We start from the raw sequence: 18058 nt of genomic DNA, 5'->3' as shown, positions 1-18058 counted from the left end.
AGGTGCTGGTGATCGGCACGATGTCAATACAGCTCGGAATCGCCCTTGCCGCCCGCTTGCGGACGGGGAGCGGGAGCCACCGCACCCGCCGCCGGAGCCGACGCGGTCGATGCCACCGGCTGGGATTCCGCCGGAGCGTAATACGTGTAGTAGCTGGTGTAGTACTGATACTGGCTGTCGCTGCGGACATCCACGTTGTTGAGCACCACCCCGATGACGTGGCCACCCACGTCTTCCACCGCGCGCTTCACGCGCATCAGCATGTTACGCGGCAGCTTGCGGTGCTGCACCACGATCATGGTAAGGTCCACTTCGCTCGCCAGCACGGAGGCATCGCTCACACCGAGGATCGGCGGGCTGTCCACCAGCACCAGGTCGAAGCGCTGCTTCACATCCTGGATCAGCTCGGACATGCGGCGGGAGTTCAAGATGCCCGCGGCATCCGCCGGCAGGATGCCGGACGGCATGAAATAGAGGTTGTCGACCGGGGTCTGAAGAATCACGTCCTCCAGCATCAGCTCGGTGGTGAGGTAGTTGGTCAGGCCCACCGAGTTGTTGATGTCGAAGAAGGTGTGGAGGCGAGGACGACGCAAGTCGGCGTCGATCATGAGGGTGGTGTAGCCGCCCTGGGCGCAGATGTAGGCGAGGTTGACCAACGTGGTCGATTTGCCTTCGCCGGCACCGCCGGACACCACCGTGATCGAATTGTCCTCGGGATTCTTGCGGTTGAACTCGATGTTCGTGCGCAGGATACGGTAGGCTTCCGCATCCGGGCTCATGCCGCTCTGCTTGTGCAGCACGCCCACGTCCTTCGGCACCACCGCAAGCACCGGCACCTGGAGGTAGCGCTCGACGTCCTCCAGGGTCTTCACCGAGGTGTCGAGGTACTCCAGGAAGAAGGCGATACCCACCCCGAAGACCAAGCCGACCACGGCACCGAGGATCAGGTTCAGCGTCACGTTCGGGCTCACAGGACCATTCGCGATCACCGGGTTTTCATGAACCTTCACGAACGGGCTCGTCACCTTGCGCTGGGCTTCTTCCCCTGCGAGTTTGAGTTTCATGGAGTCCAGCATCGTCTGGGAGCTTTCCAGCTCCCGCTTCGCCGAGGCGTAATCCGTCGAATCGATCGAGCGCTCGAGCGCGCCTTCCAACTTCTGCTCGCTGAGGATCTTGACCTTGGCGAGACGATCCTCGGCCAAAGCAAGCTGGGCCCGCAGCGTGTCGCGCAGGCTCACCACCCCGTCATCGAGCTGGCGCTTCATCTTCTCCAGCGCCTGCGTCTGGGCCTGCACCGTCGGGTGGCGATCGCCGAGACCCTGGGTCTTCAGCGTGCCAAGCATCCGCTGCTGTTCGAGATACTGCGGATACATCGTCTTGATGATGTTTTCCGGCAGGTTGAGCCCGGCGGCATAGGCCAGGAGCTGGTCGCTGTTGTACTTGAGCAGGGTCTGGATCTGACTCTCGAGCTGGATCTTCTCCTGCTCGAGCTTGTTGGCGGTGTCCCGGGCGCTGGCAGCCCCCCGATCATCCTCGTTGATGTCGGAACGATACACACTTTCCTGACCGGTCAGAATGATCTGCTTGGTGCGCAGGATGTTGGTCAGCAGCTTCCGCTTCTCCTCCACCCGGTCCTCCTGGGCCTGCACCAGTCGGCGCAACTCCTTGAGAGCGGCATCGGAATCGGCGTTCTCATCCTCCATGCGATACGCGCGGTAGGCCTTCGCCACCTCGTCGGCGATGTCGCGGGCGTCTTCCTTGTTGGTATGGCGGACCTTGATGTCGATCAGGTCGGTGCCGCGGCGGCTCTGGGCGTCGATGATCCCCTTCAGGATGAGCAAGACGCTCTCCTTGTCGTAGGACCAGCGGTTCGGCAACTCAAGCTGGTCGGAGACCTTCATCAGCACATTGCGGGACTTGATGATTTCGAACTGGGTCGCGAAGAACTGCTGGGTCACCACCCCCGTGCTCAATTCGGCGGTTTCCTTGCCCAGCACCGTCAAACCTGGCGACGGGGGGCGCACTTCCACCACGGCGGTGCTTTCGTACTTCTTCGGCATCACGTAGGTGATCACCGCGGCCGTCATGAACACCAGAAGCAGCGTCAACAGGATGACACCATACCGGTTCTTGATAACCTGCCAGTAGTCGACCGCGTGCAGGGTCGCCTCGGAGGGGGTGGGAGTCTGCGGATTCATGGCTTGGGACGGGAGAGGATTCTGAAAGACGATCCCCTTCAAAAGACGAACTCCCGCAATGGAATCATTGCGGGAGTCCCGGGGAAGTCAAATGTCGTGACGTTTTGTAACAGCGTGAACCGACTTAGAACTCGGCACGGACACCCACGTTGATGCGGTTCCGGTTGTAAGTGTTCGCAAAGAGGTCCGAGCTGGAGTCCGTGTAGTTGTAGGACACGTCGCCGGTGATGCGATCGGTGAGCTTGACCGACACGCCGATGTAGGCGTTGAACATGTCTTCGCTCAGGCCACTGACCGCCGCGGGAATGCCCCCGAAATCGTCGCCAATCTGGGCCGGCGGCTGCGCAGCCGAGTTCCGGAGCAGACCGTTGTCAAAGCTTGCCGGGATGTAATCCACGCCGGCAAACAGCGACAGGCGCTGGGAGAGCGTGTAATCCGCGCTCACGCCAAGGCGCAGGGTCTCACGGGAGGTGAACTCATACAGGTCGAACTGGTTGGTGCCGTTGATGGCGCCGAACACGGTGCGAACGGTGTCGTAGTTCTCATTGGAGTAGCGGGCGAACGCACGCACCCGGAAGGCGGAGTTGATCTGCGAATTCAGAGCCGCTTCGAAATACGGGTTGGTGGTATCACCGTTACCGCTCACGGTATCCACGTCGTGGAGCTGCACACCAGCCTTCGCCACGAAAATGGTGTTCGGGCTGAGACGGTATTCCACGCCCAGCAAGGCATACTGGTCGGTCGCGTCGGAAGCGAGGCCGTCCGCAGTGGTCTGACCGTAGCGGTACTCCGCGGTCACGACAGCCTGCGGGCTGACCTGGTAGCGGAACTGGTTGTAAGCTTCCCACGTGAAACGGTCCGCATTCGGAACGTTGCTATCGTAGGAGAGGCCGCGCAGCGCCAGACCGGTGTAGGTCGCAAGGCGTTCGGTCCACCGGTAGCCAAGAGCGTTGTCGGTTTCCCAGTAGAAATACTCGCCGACCTGACGGGACGTGGCGTAGCCGTAAGCGTAATCCGGTTCCAGCTCGTAGGAAACGAAGCTGCGGCTGCTCAGGCGAAGGCGCTCGTTGAAGCGGTGGGTCAGGTTCACCCCGGCACGGGCCTGGGTGTAAAGATCATCCGAACCGGAAGCGCTCGGCTTGTCGAAGTAGTAAATCAGGCCGAGGCGGGCATAGACATCCCACGTGGTCTGCGGATTCGTGGACACGAACGACAGACCGACGTAAGGATTCGCGCTGAACGCCTCTTCCTTGTAGCCGGGATTCGCCAGCAGCCCACCGGGGTTGTTCGGGTCGGGAATGACCGGGGTGGCGGTCGGGTTGACGTTGTCGTCGTAGGTGAAATTGATGCCGACGGTCCATTTGAGCGGAGTGCTCTCCTGGCTTTCGGAACCGGCGTAATAAAGGCCTTCCCCGGAGGCGGAGCCCAGGGCGGACAAACCGGCGACGCCGGCAAGAAGGGTGCGTTTCATCGGAGCTGGAAATTACGGGTGAACAGAATGGGGGGGTAGGTCTATTCAGGTCGGATTGGAGAACTCCGTCTCCGTGGAGGACGGGGGCTCCAGAATCGGCGGGAATCCAGCACCAGGACCGGGAGGCAGCAGACCACCCGGGGGACGGGTGCCGGGAGGGCCGAAATTGACCGCGCCTTGACCCGGGAAATTCAGCGGGTTGAACTCCTCGTCGATGCTCTGGAGATAGAAGTCGAGATTGTCGGCGCTGCGGAGGGCGAGGTAGCCGCCGGCCACCTTGATCCAGCCTTCACCCGGAACCGGGACACGCGCGGTGTAAACCCAGGTGCTGCCGCCGCCGGTGGCGGTGGCGCGGACGCGGGTGTCGATGCCTTCCTTGGCATTGAGGTCACCGAGGTAGACGCCATTGGTGTCCACCACCTTGTAGTGCTCGGCGCTGTCGGTCGGGACGGCGCGGCCAAGGCGGGTGTTCTTCGCCCAGAGGTAATCGGTGTCTTCCTTGGCGCTGTAAGAACCGCCGCCGGTGCCCGGATCGAGTTTAGCGATCACGGCCTGCACGCTGGTGATGGCATCCGGAGCCGCGGCCAGCGAGCACTGGGCGATCAGGCGCATCTGGTCCGGAGCCGCGGTGGAGGCGGTCTGGACGATGGAGGCAACCGTGTCGGCATTGGCCTGCGAGGCTTCAATCGCGGCCTTCACCACCTCGCACGCGCAGGTGGAGTGAGCGGCCACGTTGCGCTCAACGATGGAAAGAAGATCGGACGGCTTGGTCGCGATAGCCTCCTTCACGGAGGCAGTGAGCTTCGCGCAATCCTCCGCGCCATTCGCGGAAACGGAAGCGAGGAAGCCGAAGGCTGCGCCGAAGATAGCGCGCTGGGCAGTCTTGTTCATGGGGACTGGGTCAATTTCCTGATGTGAAAATACCGGCTGAGAAATAAGCGGGCAGCGGGAATCGAACCCGCATAGCTAGCTTGGAAGGCTAGAGCTTTACCACTAAGCTATGCCCGCGTTGACGAACGCAAACTAACAGGCACCCCAAAATACCCGCAAGAGTTTTTTTGGATTTCCGACGGGCAATTTGCATGGCAAAACCCCGGTTTTTCGACGATTGCGGGCGTTTTTGCATTGCCTTTGACCACCGGTGGGCTAGCCCTGCTCCCGGTCCGCCCAACGCGGGTGTAGTTCAATGGTAGAACGCGAGCTTCCCAAGCTCGATACGTGAGTTCGATTCTCATCACCCGTACCACTTTCCGGGCAGAGCAACCAATTCATTTCCAATCGGTTCCAGCAAAAGGCATCATTCCACGCCGCTTGCCCGCCCACCGGGATCAACTTCCTGCCCTCCCGGCAAATTTCTAAAATTTCCGGCTGAGCGACACCGACCCCGCCAGCCCGAAGCGCCAAGGCAAGTCCACGGCTGTCGAGATCCCGATCCGGGGTCCTTCCATTACCGATTTCGCCGAATTCCTGATTATCAAGCACTGCGGATCATCAAGAAATGCCGCGGCATGATGTCCGCCATCGATGCCGAGGGCCTTGGTCAGCTTACCCGGTCCGGCGCAAAGATCCACATCCCGGACATCCGGCCGGCGCTCCCGCATGGCCTCCAGCCCGGCCACCGGCTCCAGCGCCCGGAGCAGCACGAAGCCGTCCATGCCGCCTCCCCGAACGAGAATGTTAAACAGCCAGTGGACGCCGTAGTTGAGATAGACATATGCATCCCCGGCTTCATGGGATGCCACGAACCGCCGCGCGCCGGGCCGAAAAAAGGTATGGCAGGCCGGGTCTCCCTCCGCCGCATAGGCCTCCGTTTCCACGATTCTACCGGCACAACCGTGCCAGTGGAACAGGCATCCGATCAACTCCCGGGCGCAGGCCACGGGATGCCGCTGGAAAAACTCCGGACCGATCCGCTCCATCTTCAGAGCCCGGTCGGGCGGTCGATGAATTCCCAAGGAATGTCATAGCGACGTGACAACTCCGCCGCCAGCGCCTTCACCCCGAAGGTCTCGGTGGCGTAGTGCCCGGCATACAACACGTTGATTCCCAACTCCTCTGCCAGCGGATAGCTCCAGTGCGGACCCTCCCCGGTAAGGAAGGCATCGATCCCGCTGGCCGCGGCCGCCGCCACCTCGCTGCCCGCCCCGCCGGTGACCAGGCCCACGCTTGAAATGGAATCTTTGCCACCCGGGCAGACATGCACCGGGCCGCCCACCGCCGCTGCGGTCGCCTCCACCAATTGCTGCCGAGTCCCCTGCCAGCCGCCGCGAAGCCCCATCGGACGCCCCTTCCAATCCAGGAACGGTACCGGATCCTGCAAACCGATCGCGCGGGCGAGCAGAATGTTGTTCCCCCACTCCGGATGGACGTCCAGCGGCAGGTGGGCCGAGTAGATCGCCAGCCCGGCGTCCATCGCCACCTTCAGCTTCCGGTAAAACGCGCCACGCACCGGCTGCGTCCCCTGCCAGAACATCCCGTGGTGCACCAGCAGCAGGCCCGGCCCGCCCGCCGCCGCGGCCTCCACCACCGCCAGCGAGGCGTCCACCGCCGCCACGATCCGCGGCACCGCGCCGCCATTCTCCAATTGCAGCCCGTTGACCGCCCCGGAGTAGTCCGCGATCTCGCCGATCCGCAGCTCCGCATCGAGAACGCCCGTCAGGGCCGCCAGATTCACACCGCTCGCATCCATGCCGCTCTCTAGCCCATGGCCGCGGGCTTGCCCAGCCCTCCCTCGCCCCCTTTGATGGCGAGGCATGCCCGCCCTCCGTTTCCTGCCGCTGCTGCTGGCCGTCGCGATTGCCCGGGCTGCTCCTCCTCCGATCGTCGCCAAGCCCCGGGAAGTCCGGTCCCAGGCGCTCGTCACCCTCCAGCTCAATGGCAAGGCCACGCCGCTGCTGGTCGACACCGGCTCGTCCGTGCCGCTGGTGGTGTTCCCGGAAACCCTGCCCGACGCCACCGGCAAAACCGCCGCGGTCGACCTCCGTCTCTCCGCGAAACAGCCGCCGCTCACCGAAAGCGCCACCGTCCTCGCCGCGGAAATCCCCGGTGCAAAGGGCATCCTCGGCTGGCCGCTGCTGAAGGGCAGCCTGTGGAAGCTCGACCTCCCCACCGGCCGCCACGAATTCCCCACCACCCTCCCCGACGTCCGCGGCTGGGCCTCGTTTCCGATCATCGCCGAGCGCGACAGCCTCGCCATCCGCCATCCCCAGCTTGGCGAGGTCTTCCTGGACAGTGGCGCGCGCCGTGGCGTCTGCCTCACCAATGACCGCTGGGCCGCCTGGCGGAAGGCCCATCCGGACACCCCGCTGACCCTTTCCGAAGGCCTCAGCCCGGCCAGCCCCGGCGGTGCCTTCGCGAACCCCGTCGCCCACGACATCGCCTTCGATCTCCCTCCGCTCCAGTTCCGCCACACCAATGTCGGCGAGGCCTTCTTCGATCCCGGCCACGATGGCGCCTCCATCCTCCTCGGACTGGAAACCTTCACCACCACCACCATGGTCGTCGATGGCCCCGGCAAGCGCGTTTACTTCCAGCCCTCCGAGCGAGCCCCGGCCTACCAGCCGCTACCGCCGAACCGCCTCCAGGCCGCCTTCCTTCCCGATCCGGACCGCACCACGGCGCTCTGCGTGAAACTCCTCCCCGGCGGCGCGGGTGAACACGCCGGACTCCAGGACGGCGACCGCATCCTCGAGCTCAACGGCAGTGGCTCGCCGCCCAGCTTCGCGACAATGTTCGATCTCGTGCGCACCCCCGGTGCCAAGGCCACCTTCCGGATCCGCCGCAACCGCCAGCCCGGCACGATCACCCTCGCCGTCCCCTGATCCCGACGGACGATCTTGATGATCCGTCCCGGCTTCCCTATCTTCCCTTTCCATCACCTCTCCCCCTGCCATGACAACACGCTTCCGTTTCCCTGTCTTCGGCACCGTGGCCGCCACGATCCTTCTTGTGGGAATGGCGGACCATGCCCGCGCGGAATCCCGCCAGGCCCTCGTCATCGGCAACAGCGCCTACCAACACACCCGCATCCTGATCAATCCCCGGAGCGACGCCGCCGCCATGGCCACCAAGCTCCGCACCCTCGGTTTCCAGGTCACCGAGCGACTCGACGCGAACCAGAAAACCCTCAAGGCCACCCTCGAGGAATTCGCCGCCAAGGTGCCGAAGGACGGCGTCTGCCTCATCTACTACGCAGGCCACGGTTTGCAGATCAACGGCCGCAACTACCTCGTGCCGGTCGATGCCGATCTTTCCTCCGAATACAAGGTCCCGGAGGAAACCCTGCCCATGGACACCGTCATGAAGACCCTCGAAGGCACCGGCAGCTCCCTCAACATGCTGGTGCTCGATTGCTGCCGGGACGATCCCTTCTCGAAGGGCAAGGCCGCGGCCGCCAAGGACGACGACGCGAAAGCCACCCGCCTCAACGCGTTGCGGGCCAAAACCAGCAACACCGACACCCAGGCGACCGGTGGCACCGCATCTCCCGCCGGCTCCACCACCCGTTCGATCGGCTCCGGCGGCCTCACGGTGCCGAAGGACATCCCCCGCGGCATGTTCATCGCCTTCGCCACCAGCCCGGACACCACCGCCGAGGATGGGGGTGGTGCGAACAGCCCCTACACCGCCGCTCTCCTCGAGGAAATCGGCCAACCCGGCATCGATTTCGAAAAGGTCTTCAAGAACGTCGGCGCGCGCGTCTCCAAGGCCACCAACGGCAAGCAGGAACCGTGGTCGAACAGCAAGTTCTACGGCACCTTCCATTTCGCCCCCGCCGCCAGCAACGTCGCGGCCACCACTCCGGCCCCGCCGCCGGAGGCACCCGCGCTTCCAGCCATTCCCGCGAACGGGTTCTTCGCGATGGACCAGCTTTTCGACGGCACCGCCTACAGCGGCTACAACGCCTCCTCGAAGAAGAAGATCCTCGGCAAGGCCCAGGAGAAACTGAAGCAACACCAGCTCTACGGCGGCTCCGCGGACGGCAACATGGGCCTCGGCACCCAGAAGGCGATCCTCGACTTCCAAGCCCAGAGCGGCCTGCCCCGCACCGGCAAGCTGGACGCCGCCACCCAGGCCGGACTCCAGATCGCCGGCGTCAAGGAAACCGCCGCCGCGGTGGACGACGAAACGCCACGCTCCACCCCGAAACCCAAGGCCAAAGCGGAGACACCCACGGCCCCGCGCAAACCCGCTCCGGCCCCGAAGAAGCCCAAGGACGACTTCTTCATCGACACCTGATCAGGCGACGAACCTCCCGTGCCCCGACAAGCGGGCGGGAGCGCCATTTCCAGATTGAAGACAGGCGGATCGGCAGGATATGAAGGAGATCTAACAATCCTTTATCCTGCCCCCTGCTCATGAAATCTGCCCCCGTCCTTTCCTTCATGGCACGCGCCGCCGCGTGTTCCGCCGTATGCCTCCTCACCCACTGCGCTCCCACCCCGGTTTCGTCTGGCGGTGGCGGGACCACGGCGGCGGCCACCGCCTCGTCCCCCTTCGTGAACTCGCTGGGCATGAAGTTCGTGCCCGTTCCTGGCACCAATATCCTGATGTGCACCACGGAGACGACCGAGCAACAATGGGTAGCCGGAGGTGGAGCGCCCCCTCTGGATTCCTGGGGCAACAGTGGGAATCACCCCCAATGGGACACCGGATGGAATGAAGCCAAAAAATGGTGCGAACAATTGTCCCTCAAAGAAGGCCGACGCTACCGCCTGCCAACCAATGCCGAATGGAGCGCCGCCGCGGTGGGAGCCTCCACGCCCTACCCATGGGGTTCCGCTTGGCCGCCGCCCTCGAACTTCGCCAACTACTCCGGGGAGGAACGTAAAACCGATGACATGAAAAGTTATCTGAGAGGCAATGGCGTTCAAAAGCTTCCGATTATCAAGGGGTTCCAGGACGGAAACCCCACCCGTGCCGCGGTTGGGAGCTACCCGGCCAACGCCCTCGGCATCCATGACCTCTTCGGCAACGTGGCGGAATGGGTCGGTGATGGTCCCATGACCCGTGGAGGCAGCAACAACAGCGCGGGTGACGACAAGCGCGAGCTGGAGACCTACTATCCTACCTCCGGGCAATCCCAGGCAGGTCTCCGTCTGGTGGTGGAACGGTGAGCCGTTTCCACAACCGCCCCCGTGCCTGCCATTCGCCCATTCTCTTAGATCATTTTTCCCCACCACCTCTCCCCATGAAAGCCACTCCTCCCTCCATCCCATCGCTTTTCGCCCGTGTCCTCGCGTGTTCCGCCGTTTGCCTTCTCACCCAGTGCGCGACCACCCCGGTTTCCACGGGCGGCGGCACCAGCGGTGCCAACCTCCAATCCGTAACGAAGGAAAGCCCCTACACCAACTCGCTCGGCATGAAGTTCGTCCCTGTTCCAGGCACGAACATCCTGATGTGTACGACCGAAACCACCGTGGCCCAGTATCAGCAATCCGGGCTCCCCTTCCAAGGCTCCGAATATCCCCAGGGCGGCAACCACCCCGTCGTGAACATGACCGCGGGCGACGCCGTGAAGTTCTGCGAATGGCTGAGCCGGAAGGACGGGCATACCTACCGCCTGCCTACCGAAACGGAATGGCTGGCCGCCGCGGGCAAGTCCCCCGGTTCCTGGCCGCCAGCGAGCAATGTTGGCAACCTGGCTGGGCAAGAACTCAAAGGCAGCTCCGAATCCGAACGGACTCAACTCAAGACCGAATTCAGCAAGAACGTTCCGAACAGCCACTCCTTCTACGATCAGCAGCAACTCGCCACGATCCGGGACGCGATGACTTCGAAAAGCTTCGCGGCCATCGGCGGGTATACCGACCACCATAAGTTCACAGCCCCCGTAGGCAGCTATGCCCCCAACGCCGCGGGCCTCCATGACATGGTCGGCAATGTCTCGGAAGTCTGCGATGGCTGGGTGGACAAGATGACCGGCCTGCGGGTGACCCGCGGCAGCAACTGGAAGAGCGCGAATGCCTACGCGATCCGCAACCACGAACGCGGCTCGCTGGGCAGCTCCGATTGGCCGGTCAAAAGCCTCGCCCACAGCACCACCACTGGCTTCCGCTGTGTGCTGGTCCACTAACATTTCTCCCGCCTCCTCGTCCGACCATGAAAACACAACCCATCCTCACCCGGCTGGCCTCCGTGGCGGCCTGCTCCGCCTTCGGGCTGCTGACCCAGTGCGCGCCGACCTCCTCCGGCAGTGGTTCCGGAAATCCCTCCACCGCATCCGTGGCCTCTCCCTTCGTGAACTCGATCGGCATGAAATTCGTGCCCGTGCCGGGAACGAAGGTCCTGATGTGCACGACGGAAACCAGCGTGGCGCAATACCAGCTCGCGGGCCGCGGCTATCCCGCCCCCTTCTACAATCAGGGCTATAACCACCCCGCTGCCAATCTGAAGTGGGACGACGCCAAGGCGTGGTGCGATTGGATGTCCGCCAAGGAAGGGCGTAAATACCGGCTTCCCACCTCCGCGGAATGGAATGCCGCCGCAGGCGGTAGCACCTATCCGTGGGGCGAGGAGTGGCCCCCCGCCACCGCCAGCGGCCTCTACAACTACTGTGGCCAGGAATGGCGGGATGCCTCCCCGGCCGATCTCGCCCACCTCAAGGATCTGTGGAAATCGAACGCCGGCAAGGGGACCAAGGGCCTCATCACCGGCTTCAAGGACCCCTATCTCTACACCGCCCCCGTGGACAGCGGCACCACCAACGGCCTGGGCCTCCACAACCTAGGTGGCAACGTGTGGGAATGGTGCGAGTCCAGAGCCCTCCGCGGCGGCTCCTGGGCGGACAATGACAAAGTCTATGTCAACCAGCGCGCCATCGTCACCAGCCCCCTCTACGATTTCGACAACGGCTTCCGCTGCGTGATCGAAAACTGACCGGATCCGCGGCCACCCGCGGCCGGTGACCTCACCCGGCCGCGAACTCCGCCAGATCCGCCGCCAGCCCGGACTGCCACGTCACCTCGTGGCCTCCCCACGGCACGCCCAGCAGCGCCGCATGCAGCGCGTGGCGCTGGAGCAGCAGCTTTTCCTGCAGCGCCGGGGTCCAGCCGGTGCGCGTCCATTCCAAATACTCCGCGCCCTCGCCCGAGTAGAGCTTGTCGCCCACGATCGGGTGGCCGGAGTGCTGGAGATGCACCCGGATCTGGTGCATCCGCCCGGTTTTCGGAAAACACCGCACCACCGCGAAGGGGCGGCCGTTCCGTTCGAACCGCCGTTCCACCCAAAATCCGGTCTCACACTCGCGTCCCTCCGGGTGCACCATCTGCCGCAGCCAGATCGGAGACTCCTGGACCTCGCCCGCCCGCAGGATCGGCGAATCGTTCGTCCAGGTATCGAAGGCCGGCCAGCCGTGGACGATCGCCAGATACTCCTTCCGCGCCTCCCGGCGCTCGAAGATCCGGGAAAGATCCCGCGCCGCGTCCCGGTGCTTCGCGATCAGCACCACCCCGCTCGTCTCCCGGTCCAGCCGGGTGATGATCGAAAGCGCCGCCCCGTTCTCCATCTCGAACATCAGCAGCGTCTCCACCCCGCCCAGCAGGTTCGGTTCGATCTTGCCGTTCGCCGGGTGGACGATCAGGGGCGCGGGCTTGTCCACGACGATCCAGTCATCACTCTCCCCGAGGACCTGGAAATCGGCGATCGCATGCACACCCATGCCCGCAACCTCGCCTCCGCCGCCTTCAAAACCAAGCCCTGATGCGTATCAAGTGGCGCCGGGATCTCCATGGATTCATGAAGGAAAGAGCTTCAACCACGGATGAACGCGGATGCACACGGATGGAAGACAGGACGAATTGGGAGAGATGTCTCCCTTTGGCGTCCATCCCTCTTCCTCTCCTATCCGTGTCCATCTGCGTCCATCCGTGGTTCAATTCCATCTGTTTGGAGCAAACCCGCCCGCCCACGCTCTCCCTTGCGATACAAGCCCTTGAGCTGGATTCCGCCTTGCCAGCAGGCCCTCCAGCCTTTCCACTGCGCGCCCATGCCCGCCGACGTCCAGCACACTCTCGCCGGTTCCGCCACCCTCGAAGGCACCTCCCTTCACACCGGTGAAAAGGTCACCCTGACCCTGAAGCCCGCCCCGGAGGGCCACGGCTTCAAGTTCCGCCGCATCGACCTGCCGGACCAGCCCTTCATCGCCGCGGATGTCGACAAGGTCCAGACCGTCGAGCGCGCCACCACCCTCGCCGAGGGCTCCGTGAAGGTCCACACTGTCGAGCACGTCCTCTCCGCCCTCACCGGCATGGGAGTCGACAACGCCCTCATCGAGATGAACGCCAACGAGCCGCCGATCGGCGATGGCTCGTCCAAGCCCTTCGTCGAGCTCATCAAGAAGGCCGGCATCGCCGCCCAGACCGCCCCGCGCAAGACCTGGGAAATCCGCGAGCCCATCCACCTCGAGACCGGCGATGGCACCCTCATCACCATCGTCCCGAGCAAGACCTTCCGCGTTTCCGTCACCAATGTCGGCCCGGACGGCCGCTTCACCCAGTACTTCTCCACCGAGGTCACCCCGGAGAAGTACGAGAAGGAAATCGCCCCCGCCCGCACCTTCGTCTACTACGAGGACGTCAAGCCGCTGCTCGAAAAGGGCTTGATCAAGGGCGGCTCGCTCGAAAGCGCCGTCGTCATCCGCGGCAACGAGGTGATGTCGAAGGAAGCCCTCCGCTTCACCAACGAGTTCGCCCGCCACAAGGCGCTCGACGTCATCGGCGACCTCATCCTCTCCGGCAAGCGCATCCTTGGCCACGTCATCGCCGTGAAGCCGGGCCACGGCCCGAACACCAAGATGGCCGCCACCCTGAAGGGCGAATACTCCCGCATGCGCTCGATGATCCCGCCGTTCTCGATTCCGAAGGGCGAGACCGTCCTGGACATCCACGACGTCCTCAAGATCCTCCCGCACCGCTACCCCTTCCTGCTCGTCGACCGCGTCGTCGACTTCGAGGGCGACACCAAGTGCACGGGCGTGAAGAACGTCACCATGAACGAGCCGTTCTTCCCCGGCCACTTCCCGGACCACCCGATCATGCCCGGCGTGCTCCAGCTCGAGGCCATGGCCCAGGTCTCCTCCGTGCTCATGCTCCGCAAGCCCGAGAACGCCGGCAAGATCGGCTACTTCATGAGCGCGGACGACGTGAAATGGCGCCGCCCGGTCCTCCCCGGCGACACCCTTTTCATCGAGGCCGAGGTCATCAAGATCCGCGGCTCCATCGGCCAGACCCGCTGCAAGTGCCTCGTCAACGGCGAGGTCGTCTCCGAAGGCGAACTCAAGTTCGCCCTCATGGACCGCTGATCCAAGGAGTCGAATGGGAGCGCAGCGGACATAGCCGGAGGCAAACATTCCTGTCCCGTTCTTCCCTTTTCCATTTCACGAAGCCTCCGGGAAACCGGAGGCTTTTTCGTTCGTGGAGCCGGTGGAACCGTACCCCTCAACGCCCCCGCCCCATAAAACAATCCATCGCTCCCGCGCCATCTTCCGCTATGATCTCCTCATGCATCGGATCGCGTCCTGTCTGATCGCCCTGCTCTTCGCTCCCGGCCTCGCCACCGCGGACGCTCCGCCACCCGCCCAGGCGGAACCCGCCGACAAGGCCCCCGCCCAGCTCCGCGCCGCCACCCAGTTCACCATCGGCGGCGTCGGCTTCGCCGGCACCAGGTCCGCCGCTGAAAACGCTTTCCGCGCCCTGCTCACCCGTGCCGACGCCGTGGCCGAGTGCAAGAAACTCGTCGCCTCCGCCACCCCCGCCGGACAGCTCTACGGCCTGCTCGGCTTGAAACTCCAGGACCCGAAGGCCTTCGACGAAGCCTTCCCCGCCTTCAAGGACTCGAAGGCCGCCGTCTCCACCGCCGCCGGGTGCATGGTCTTCGAAACCACCGTCGGCCAGATCGCCGCGGACATCCGCGATGGGAAACTGAAGTGAGCCGCATCCATAGGCCCTATACGTCCCATAGGACCTATTTCCGCCCGCTCATTCCTTCTCCCCCGGCGTCAGCAGGAACGTCATCAGGTCCTTCACCTCCTCCGGCTTCAACGCTCCCAACAACCCCGGCGGCATCAGCGACACCGGCAGCGGCGCGATCGAGGCGATGTCCGCCTTCCTCACCACCGTGACCTTCCCGCCCGGCGCGGCGAACTTCGTCTCCTCCGGCGTCTCGCCCACCCGCGTGCCCACCACCGCGCCGCCGTCCTTCAACGTCACCTGGTAGGCCACCGCGTCCGGATTGATCGAAGCGCCCGGGTCCTCGATGTCCCGCAGCACGCTGGCGTATTCCCGGTGCACCGTGTTGCTCAGATCCGGCCCCACCGCGTGGCCCTGGCCGCCGAAGGTGTGGCACGTCGAACACGAGGCCGCGCCGAAGAACAAGGCCCGCCCTTTCTCCCGGTTCCCGCCCGCCAGCTCCGGCCGCGCCGCGTCCGCCCTCATCCCCGCCGGAGGAACCGCGAAGGGCATCAGGAACCGCCGCGTGTCCAGCGGCCGCTCGCGCGGATCGATCGCCGTGTGGAAGGTCGCCTCCAGCGTGGTCGCGGGCGTCGCCACCTCCAGTGCCACCTCCGGCCATTCACCAGGTACGACCTTCAGCGTAAATGATACCGACTTGCCGGTGGCCGCGGCACCGCCCGCCACCTTCAGCGCCAGCGCCGCGTCGCTCTTGAACGTCACCGTCGCCACCTCCGGCTCCGGCGTGTAGTCCAGCTTCGATCCCGGCTGGGTCGCCGGTTGCAGCAGGTTCGCCAGATCCAGCCGCGCCCGCAGCACCAGCGTCCCCGGCCGCTTCAGATACCCCAGCCCCGCCAGCTCCACGCCACGGTAAAGCTCCCGCGCCACCGCGAAGTCCGGATGCGGTAGCCAGCCGCTCCACGTCCCGCCATCCTTGCCTCGCCACGCCGCCTCCAGACCGGTCAGCTCGTGGGCCAGATCGATCGCTCCTGCCTGCGGAATCCCCGCCTCCTGCCGCGGACAATCGATCGTCACCGCGTAGCCGCCCGCCGCCACACGCGGCCCGCTCTCGATCACCAGACTGCGGCCGTCCGCGCCCAGCGCCGCCGCCTTCACCGGAATCCGGAACCGCGGTTCATGCTGCTGCCGCCCCACCACCGCGTAGCCCGGACGGATCACCTCGAAACGGTCCGCCGCGCCGACGAAACGCCCGCCCTCGATCCGCACCCGTTCCGCCAGATCCTGCCACGCCGCCGCGTCCAGCGGTCGATCGAACGCCACTACGGTCTTCGTCGTACTTTCCGCCCACGCCGCCACCGGCTGCGCCGCCGCCGGGTCCTGGTAGTGGAACTTGAAGAGCTTTCCCGTCTTCGCCGGGCCGCTGCCCCAGTCCGGCGGTCCCGCGTGGCAGCAGATCACCAGATCGCCCTGCGGCGAGATCGCGCAATCGACGACCAACATCCCCACGCTCGCGAACTGCCGCGTCGCCGCCACGTAACCCGCCGCCGTTTTCGCCAGCGAGGTCCGCCACAGCTTGCCGCGCGATTCCCCGGTCACGATCGCGTCATACGCCCACGCCTCCGGCCCGAACCGCGCCCGGTCCTTCGCCGGACCATTGAAGCGGAACCCGCACGCGCTCTGGTGCTGCGGCGAATAGTTCCACACGCTCGGCTCATCCACCACGCCCGGCAGCAGCCCCGGATGCCGCGGCGGGAATCCGTAGTGCCGCCCCTTCTCCAGGTGCAGGAACTCATCGAAGGGATTGCCGTTCGGCAGCCACGTGGCCCCCTCCTGGTCGGTCGCGAACAACTCGCCGTGGCGGTCCCATTGCATCGACATGATGTAGCGCAGCCCGCTCGCGAGTTGCTCCACCTTCCCGTCCCTCGTGAAATGCAGCAGGCACCCGCGCCGCTTGTCCGGGGAATACGCCGGCGCGCCGGTCTTCTTCGCGTCCGGAGCCCAGACATCTCCCTCCGCCTTCTGCCAGTAGCCGTTGCCCGGGTTCGCGCTGCCCATCGTCAAATACCAATCCCCGTCCGGCCCCGCCGCCAGCGCCAGCGCGCTGTCCACCCGGCGGTGCATCAGCCCCGGATCGTCCCGCAGCTTCGGATCGTCCCACCCCTTCAGCACCGTCTCGCGCTGGTCCGGGATGCCATCGCCATCCGTGTCCCGGAAACGCACCAGCTCGTCCGAAAGCAGCGCGTGCGGCATCCCGTCCTTCACCACCATCCCCAGCGGATAGTCGTCGGTGACCTGCGGCGAGAACGTGTCCACGCGGTCCTCCAGCCCGTCGCCATCGGTATCCCGCAGCAGATGGAAACGTCCGTCGTAGCCACCCGCGAACAACCGCCCGTCCGGCGCGTACTCGATGTTGTTCAGGCTCGTCACCTCCACCGGCAGCTCCCGCACCGTGAACCCCGGCACCAGCATCTGCACCACCGGCGCGTTCTTCACTGTCTCCAGCGCCACTTCCTTCGGCGCGTTCGGATCGGCCGGAGCCAGAAACCCCGCGTGCTTTCTCTGCAACCACGCCTCCACCTTCCCGATCTCCCCGGCATCGAGCCGGCGGTTGAAGAACAAAATCTCCGTGATCCCGCCGCGGTAGAAGTGCCGCATCGAGGGCTCCACGAACCGCGCCCCCACCGCGATCCGGTCCACGCTCGCCGCCACCGTGCCACGGTCCCTCCGCCCCTGCGCCTGCCCATCCGCCCTCAACTCCGTGCCGCCCGGCCCGCTGGTGATCGTCAACAAGTGCCCCTGCCCGCCCGCCAGCGGCGTAGTGACCAGGTTCCGCTCGCCGTTCTGGCCGCCGCCCTCGACGTTCAGATGCTCGATCCCGCCGCCCTGCGACGCCTCCTTCCCGAGATCCACGCACAGCCCGCTGGTGAAATCGTTCTCCTCCCGCCGCGCCGCGCTGAACAGCCCAGGAAAATCGCCCTTCGAAGGCTCCGGCGCTGCTACGATGAACATCGTGGATTCCGCGCTCTTCATCCCCGGCGCGAGCAAGGCCGCCAGATAATCGCCGCCATCGAACTCCACCACCCCGCGCTTCCACACCGGCCGCGCCCCATCCGTCCACTGCGCAAGGTGCCGCGAGTGCCCGGACGAATCGTGCCACAGATCCATCCGCTGGCCGTCCGCCAGCCGGTTCATGTAGTGAGCCTCCCGCGCCTCGTTCTCCCGGCTGCCATCGAACCACAGCTCCAGCCCGTCATCGAACGGGATCGAGGCATCCGCCCAGCGCGCCTTCTCGGCATGGGCGGGCAGGCAAAACCAGCCGGCCAACAGGACGGCGACAGGGATGGAACGGAACGTCATGGGGATTCGGCCACCCTTGCAGGCCCAGCTTGTAGCTTTAAGCGATTCCGCGTCGGAAAGCTACACCCAGCCCCTTTCTCGCACCCAAAAGGCCGCGCCCGCACACGCATTCCACATTCACTGAA

The 18058-nt window shown here is 65.0% G+C and carries 14 protein-coding genes and 2 tRNA genes; 8 read left to right on the top strand and 8 right to left on the bottom strand.

All coding sequences use genetic code 11. The features are described 5' to 3' along the window. Positions 1-23 precede the first annotated feature (23 nt). The 4 genes from llg_RS08345 to llg_RS08330 all read right to left on the bottom strand — a co-directional run bounded on the left by llg_RS08345 (position 24) and on the right by llg_RS08330 (position 4677). Complete coding sequence (locus tag llg_RS08345) at positions 24-2198, bottom strand: polysaccharide biosynthesis tyrosine autokinase (RefSeq protein WP_338289297.1); 2175 nt, start codon at positions 2196-2198, stop codon at positions 24-26. A 124-nt stretch (positions 2199-2322) separates the two neighbouring features. Further along, positions 2323-3669, bottom strand: coding sequence for a hypothetical protein (locus llg_RS08340; RefSeq protein ID WP_338289296.1), 1347 nt, complete (start codon positions 3667-3669; stop codon positions 2323-2325). Between the two features lie 45 nt (positions 3670-3714). Further along, positions 3715-4560, bottom strand: coding sequence for a hypothetical protein (locus llg_RS08335; protein ID WP_338289294.1), 846 nt, complete (start codon positions 4558-4560; stop codon positions 3715-3717). Positions 4561-4606: 46 nt separating this feature from the next. Continuing rightward, positions 4607-4677: transfer RNA gene (locus llg_RS08330), tRNA-Gly, on the bottom strand. 164 nt (positions 4678-4841) lie between these two features. Between llg_RS08330 and llg_RS08325 the strand changes: the two genes are divergently transcribed. Then, a tRNA-Gly gene (locus llg_RS08325) sits at positions 4842-4915 on the top strand. Between the two features lie 109 nt (positions 4916-5024). On the opposite strand, the gene llg_RS08320 is transcribed toward llg_RS08325, so the two are convergent. After that, positions 5025-5588 (bottom strand): DNA-3-methyladenine glycosylase, encoded by a 564-nt coding sequence (locus tag llg_RS08320; RefSeq protein WP_338289293.1) that lies wholly within the window; start codon positions 5586-5588, stop codon positions 5025-5027. A gap of 2 nt (positions 5589-5590) precedes the next feature. After that, positions 5591-6358 carry a Nif3-like dinuclear metal center hexameric protein gene (locus llg_RS08315; protein ID WP_338289292.1) on the bottom strand — a complete coding sequence of 256 codons (768 nt, stop codon included), beginning with the start codon at positions 6356-6358 and terminating at the stop codon, positions 5591-5593. A 64-nt stretch (positions 6359-6422) separates the two neighbouring features. Here llg_RS08315 and llg_RS08310 point away from each other — a divergent pair, with 64 nt between their 5' ends. From llg_RS08310 to llg_RS08290, 5 genes are all read left to right on the top strand, one after another. Further along, entirely contained in the window at positions 6423-7490 is a 1068-nt protein-coding gene (locus llg_RS08310; RefSeq protein ID WP_338289291.1) for a hypothetical protein, read from the top strand. 70 nt (positions 7491-7560) lie between these two features. Further along, positions 7561-8907, top strand: coding sequence for a caspase family protein (locus llg_RS08305; protein ID WP_338289290.1), 1347 nt, complete (start codon positions 7561-7563; stop codon positions 8905-8907). Positions 8908-9026: 119 nt separating this feature from the next. After that, on the top strand, positions 9027-9785 hold the full coding sequence (locus llg_RS08300; protein WP_338289288.1) for an SUMF1/EgtB/PvdO family nonheme iron enzyme: 759 nt from the start codon (positions 9027-9029) through the stop codon (positions 9783-9785). Between the two features lie 74 nt (positions 9786-9859). Continuing rightward, a complete protein-coding gene (locus llg_RS08295) occupies positions 9860-10744 on the top strand; it encodes an SUMF1/EgtB/PvdO family nonheme iron enzyme (RefSeq protein ID WP_338289287.1) in 885 nt (294 codons plus the stop codon). Between the two features lie 26 nt (positions 10745-10770). Beyond that, positions 10771-11547 (top strand): SUMF1/EgtB/PvdO family nonheme iron enzyme, encoded by a 777-nt coding sequence (locus llg_RS08290; protein ID WP_338289286.1) that lies wholly within the window; start codon positions 10771-10773, stop codon positions 11545-11547. 31 nt (positions 11548-11578) lie between these two features. Here the strand turns inward: llg_RS08290 and llg_RS08285 are convergent, their stop codons facing one another. Further along, the gene (locus tag llg_RS08285) at positions 11579-12328 is read right to left on the bottom strand and encodes an RNA pseudouridine synthase (protein ID WP_338289284.1); all 750 of its coding nucleotides are present in this window, start codon (positions 12326-12328) and stop codon (positions 11579-11581) included. Positions 12329-12655: 327 nt separating this feature from the next. Between llg_RS08285 and llg_RS08280 the strand changes: the two genes are divergently transcribed. Both llg_RS08280 and llg_RS08275 read left to right on the top strand, forming a co-directional pair. Further along, on the top strand, positions 12656-13969 hold the full coding sequence (locus llg_RS08280; RefSeq protein ID WP_338289281.1) for a bifunctional UDP-3-O-[3-hydroxymyristoyl] N-acetylglucosamine deacetylase/3-hydroxyacyl-ACP dehydratase: 1314 nt from the start codon (positions 12656-12658) through the stop codon (positions 13967-13969). A gap of 199 nt (positions 13970-14168) precedes the next feature. Continuing rightward, a complete protein-coding gene (locus llg_RS08275) occupies positions 14169-14597 on the top strand; it encodes a hypothetical protein (protein WP_338289280.1) in 429 nt (142 codons plus the stop codon). A gap of 48 nt (positions 14598-14645) precedes the next feature. On the opposite strand, the gene llg_RS08270 is transcribed toward llg_RS08275, so the two are convergent. Further along, positions 14646-17933 carry a c-type cytochrome gene (locus llg_RS08270; RefSeq protein WP_338289279.1) on the bottom strand — a complete coding sequence of 1096 codons (3288 nt, stop codon included), beginning with the start codon at positions 17931-17933 and terminating at the stop codon, positions 14646-14648. Between the last annotated feature and the right edge of the window lie 125 nt (positions 17934-18058).

Origin of the sequence: Luteolibacter sp. LG18 (assembly GCF_036322585.1) — a bacterium.
In the GTDB taxonomy this organism is placed as follows: Bacteria; Verrucomicrobiota; Verrucomicrobiia; order Verrucomicrobiales; family Akkermansiaceae; genus Luteolibacter.
The sequence above is the reverse complement of the archived record's forward strand: the minus strand, read 5'-3'. Positions and strand labels throughout refer to the sequence as shown.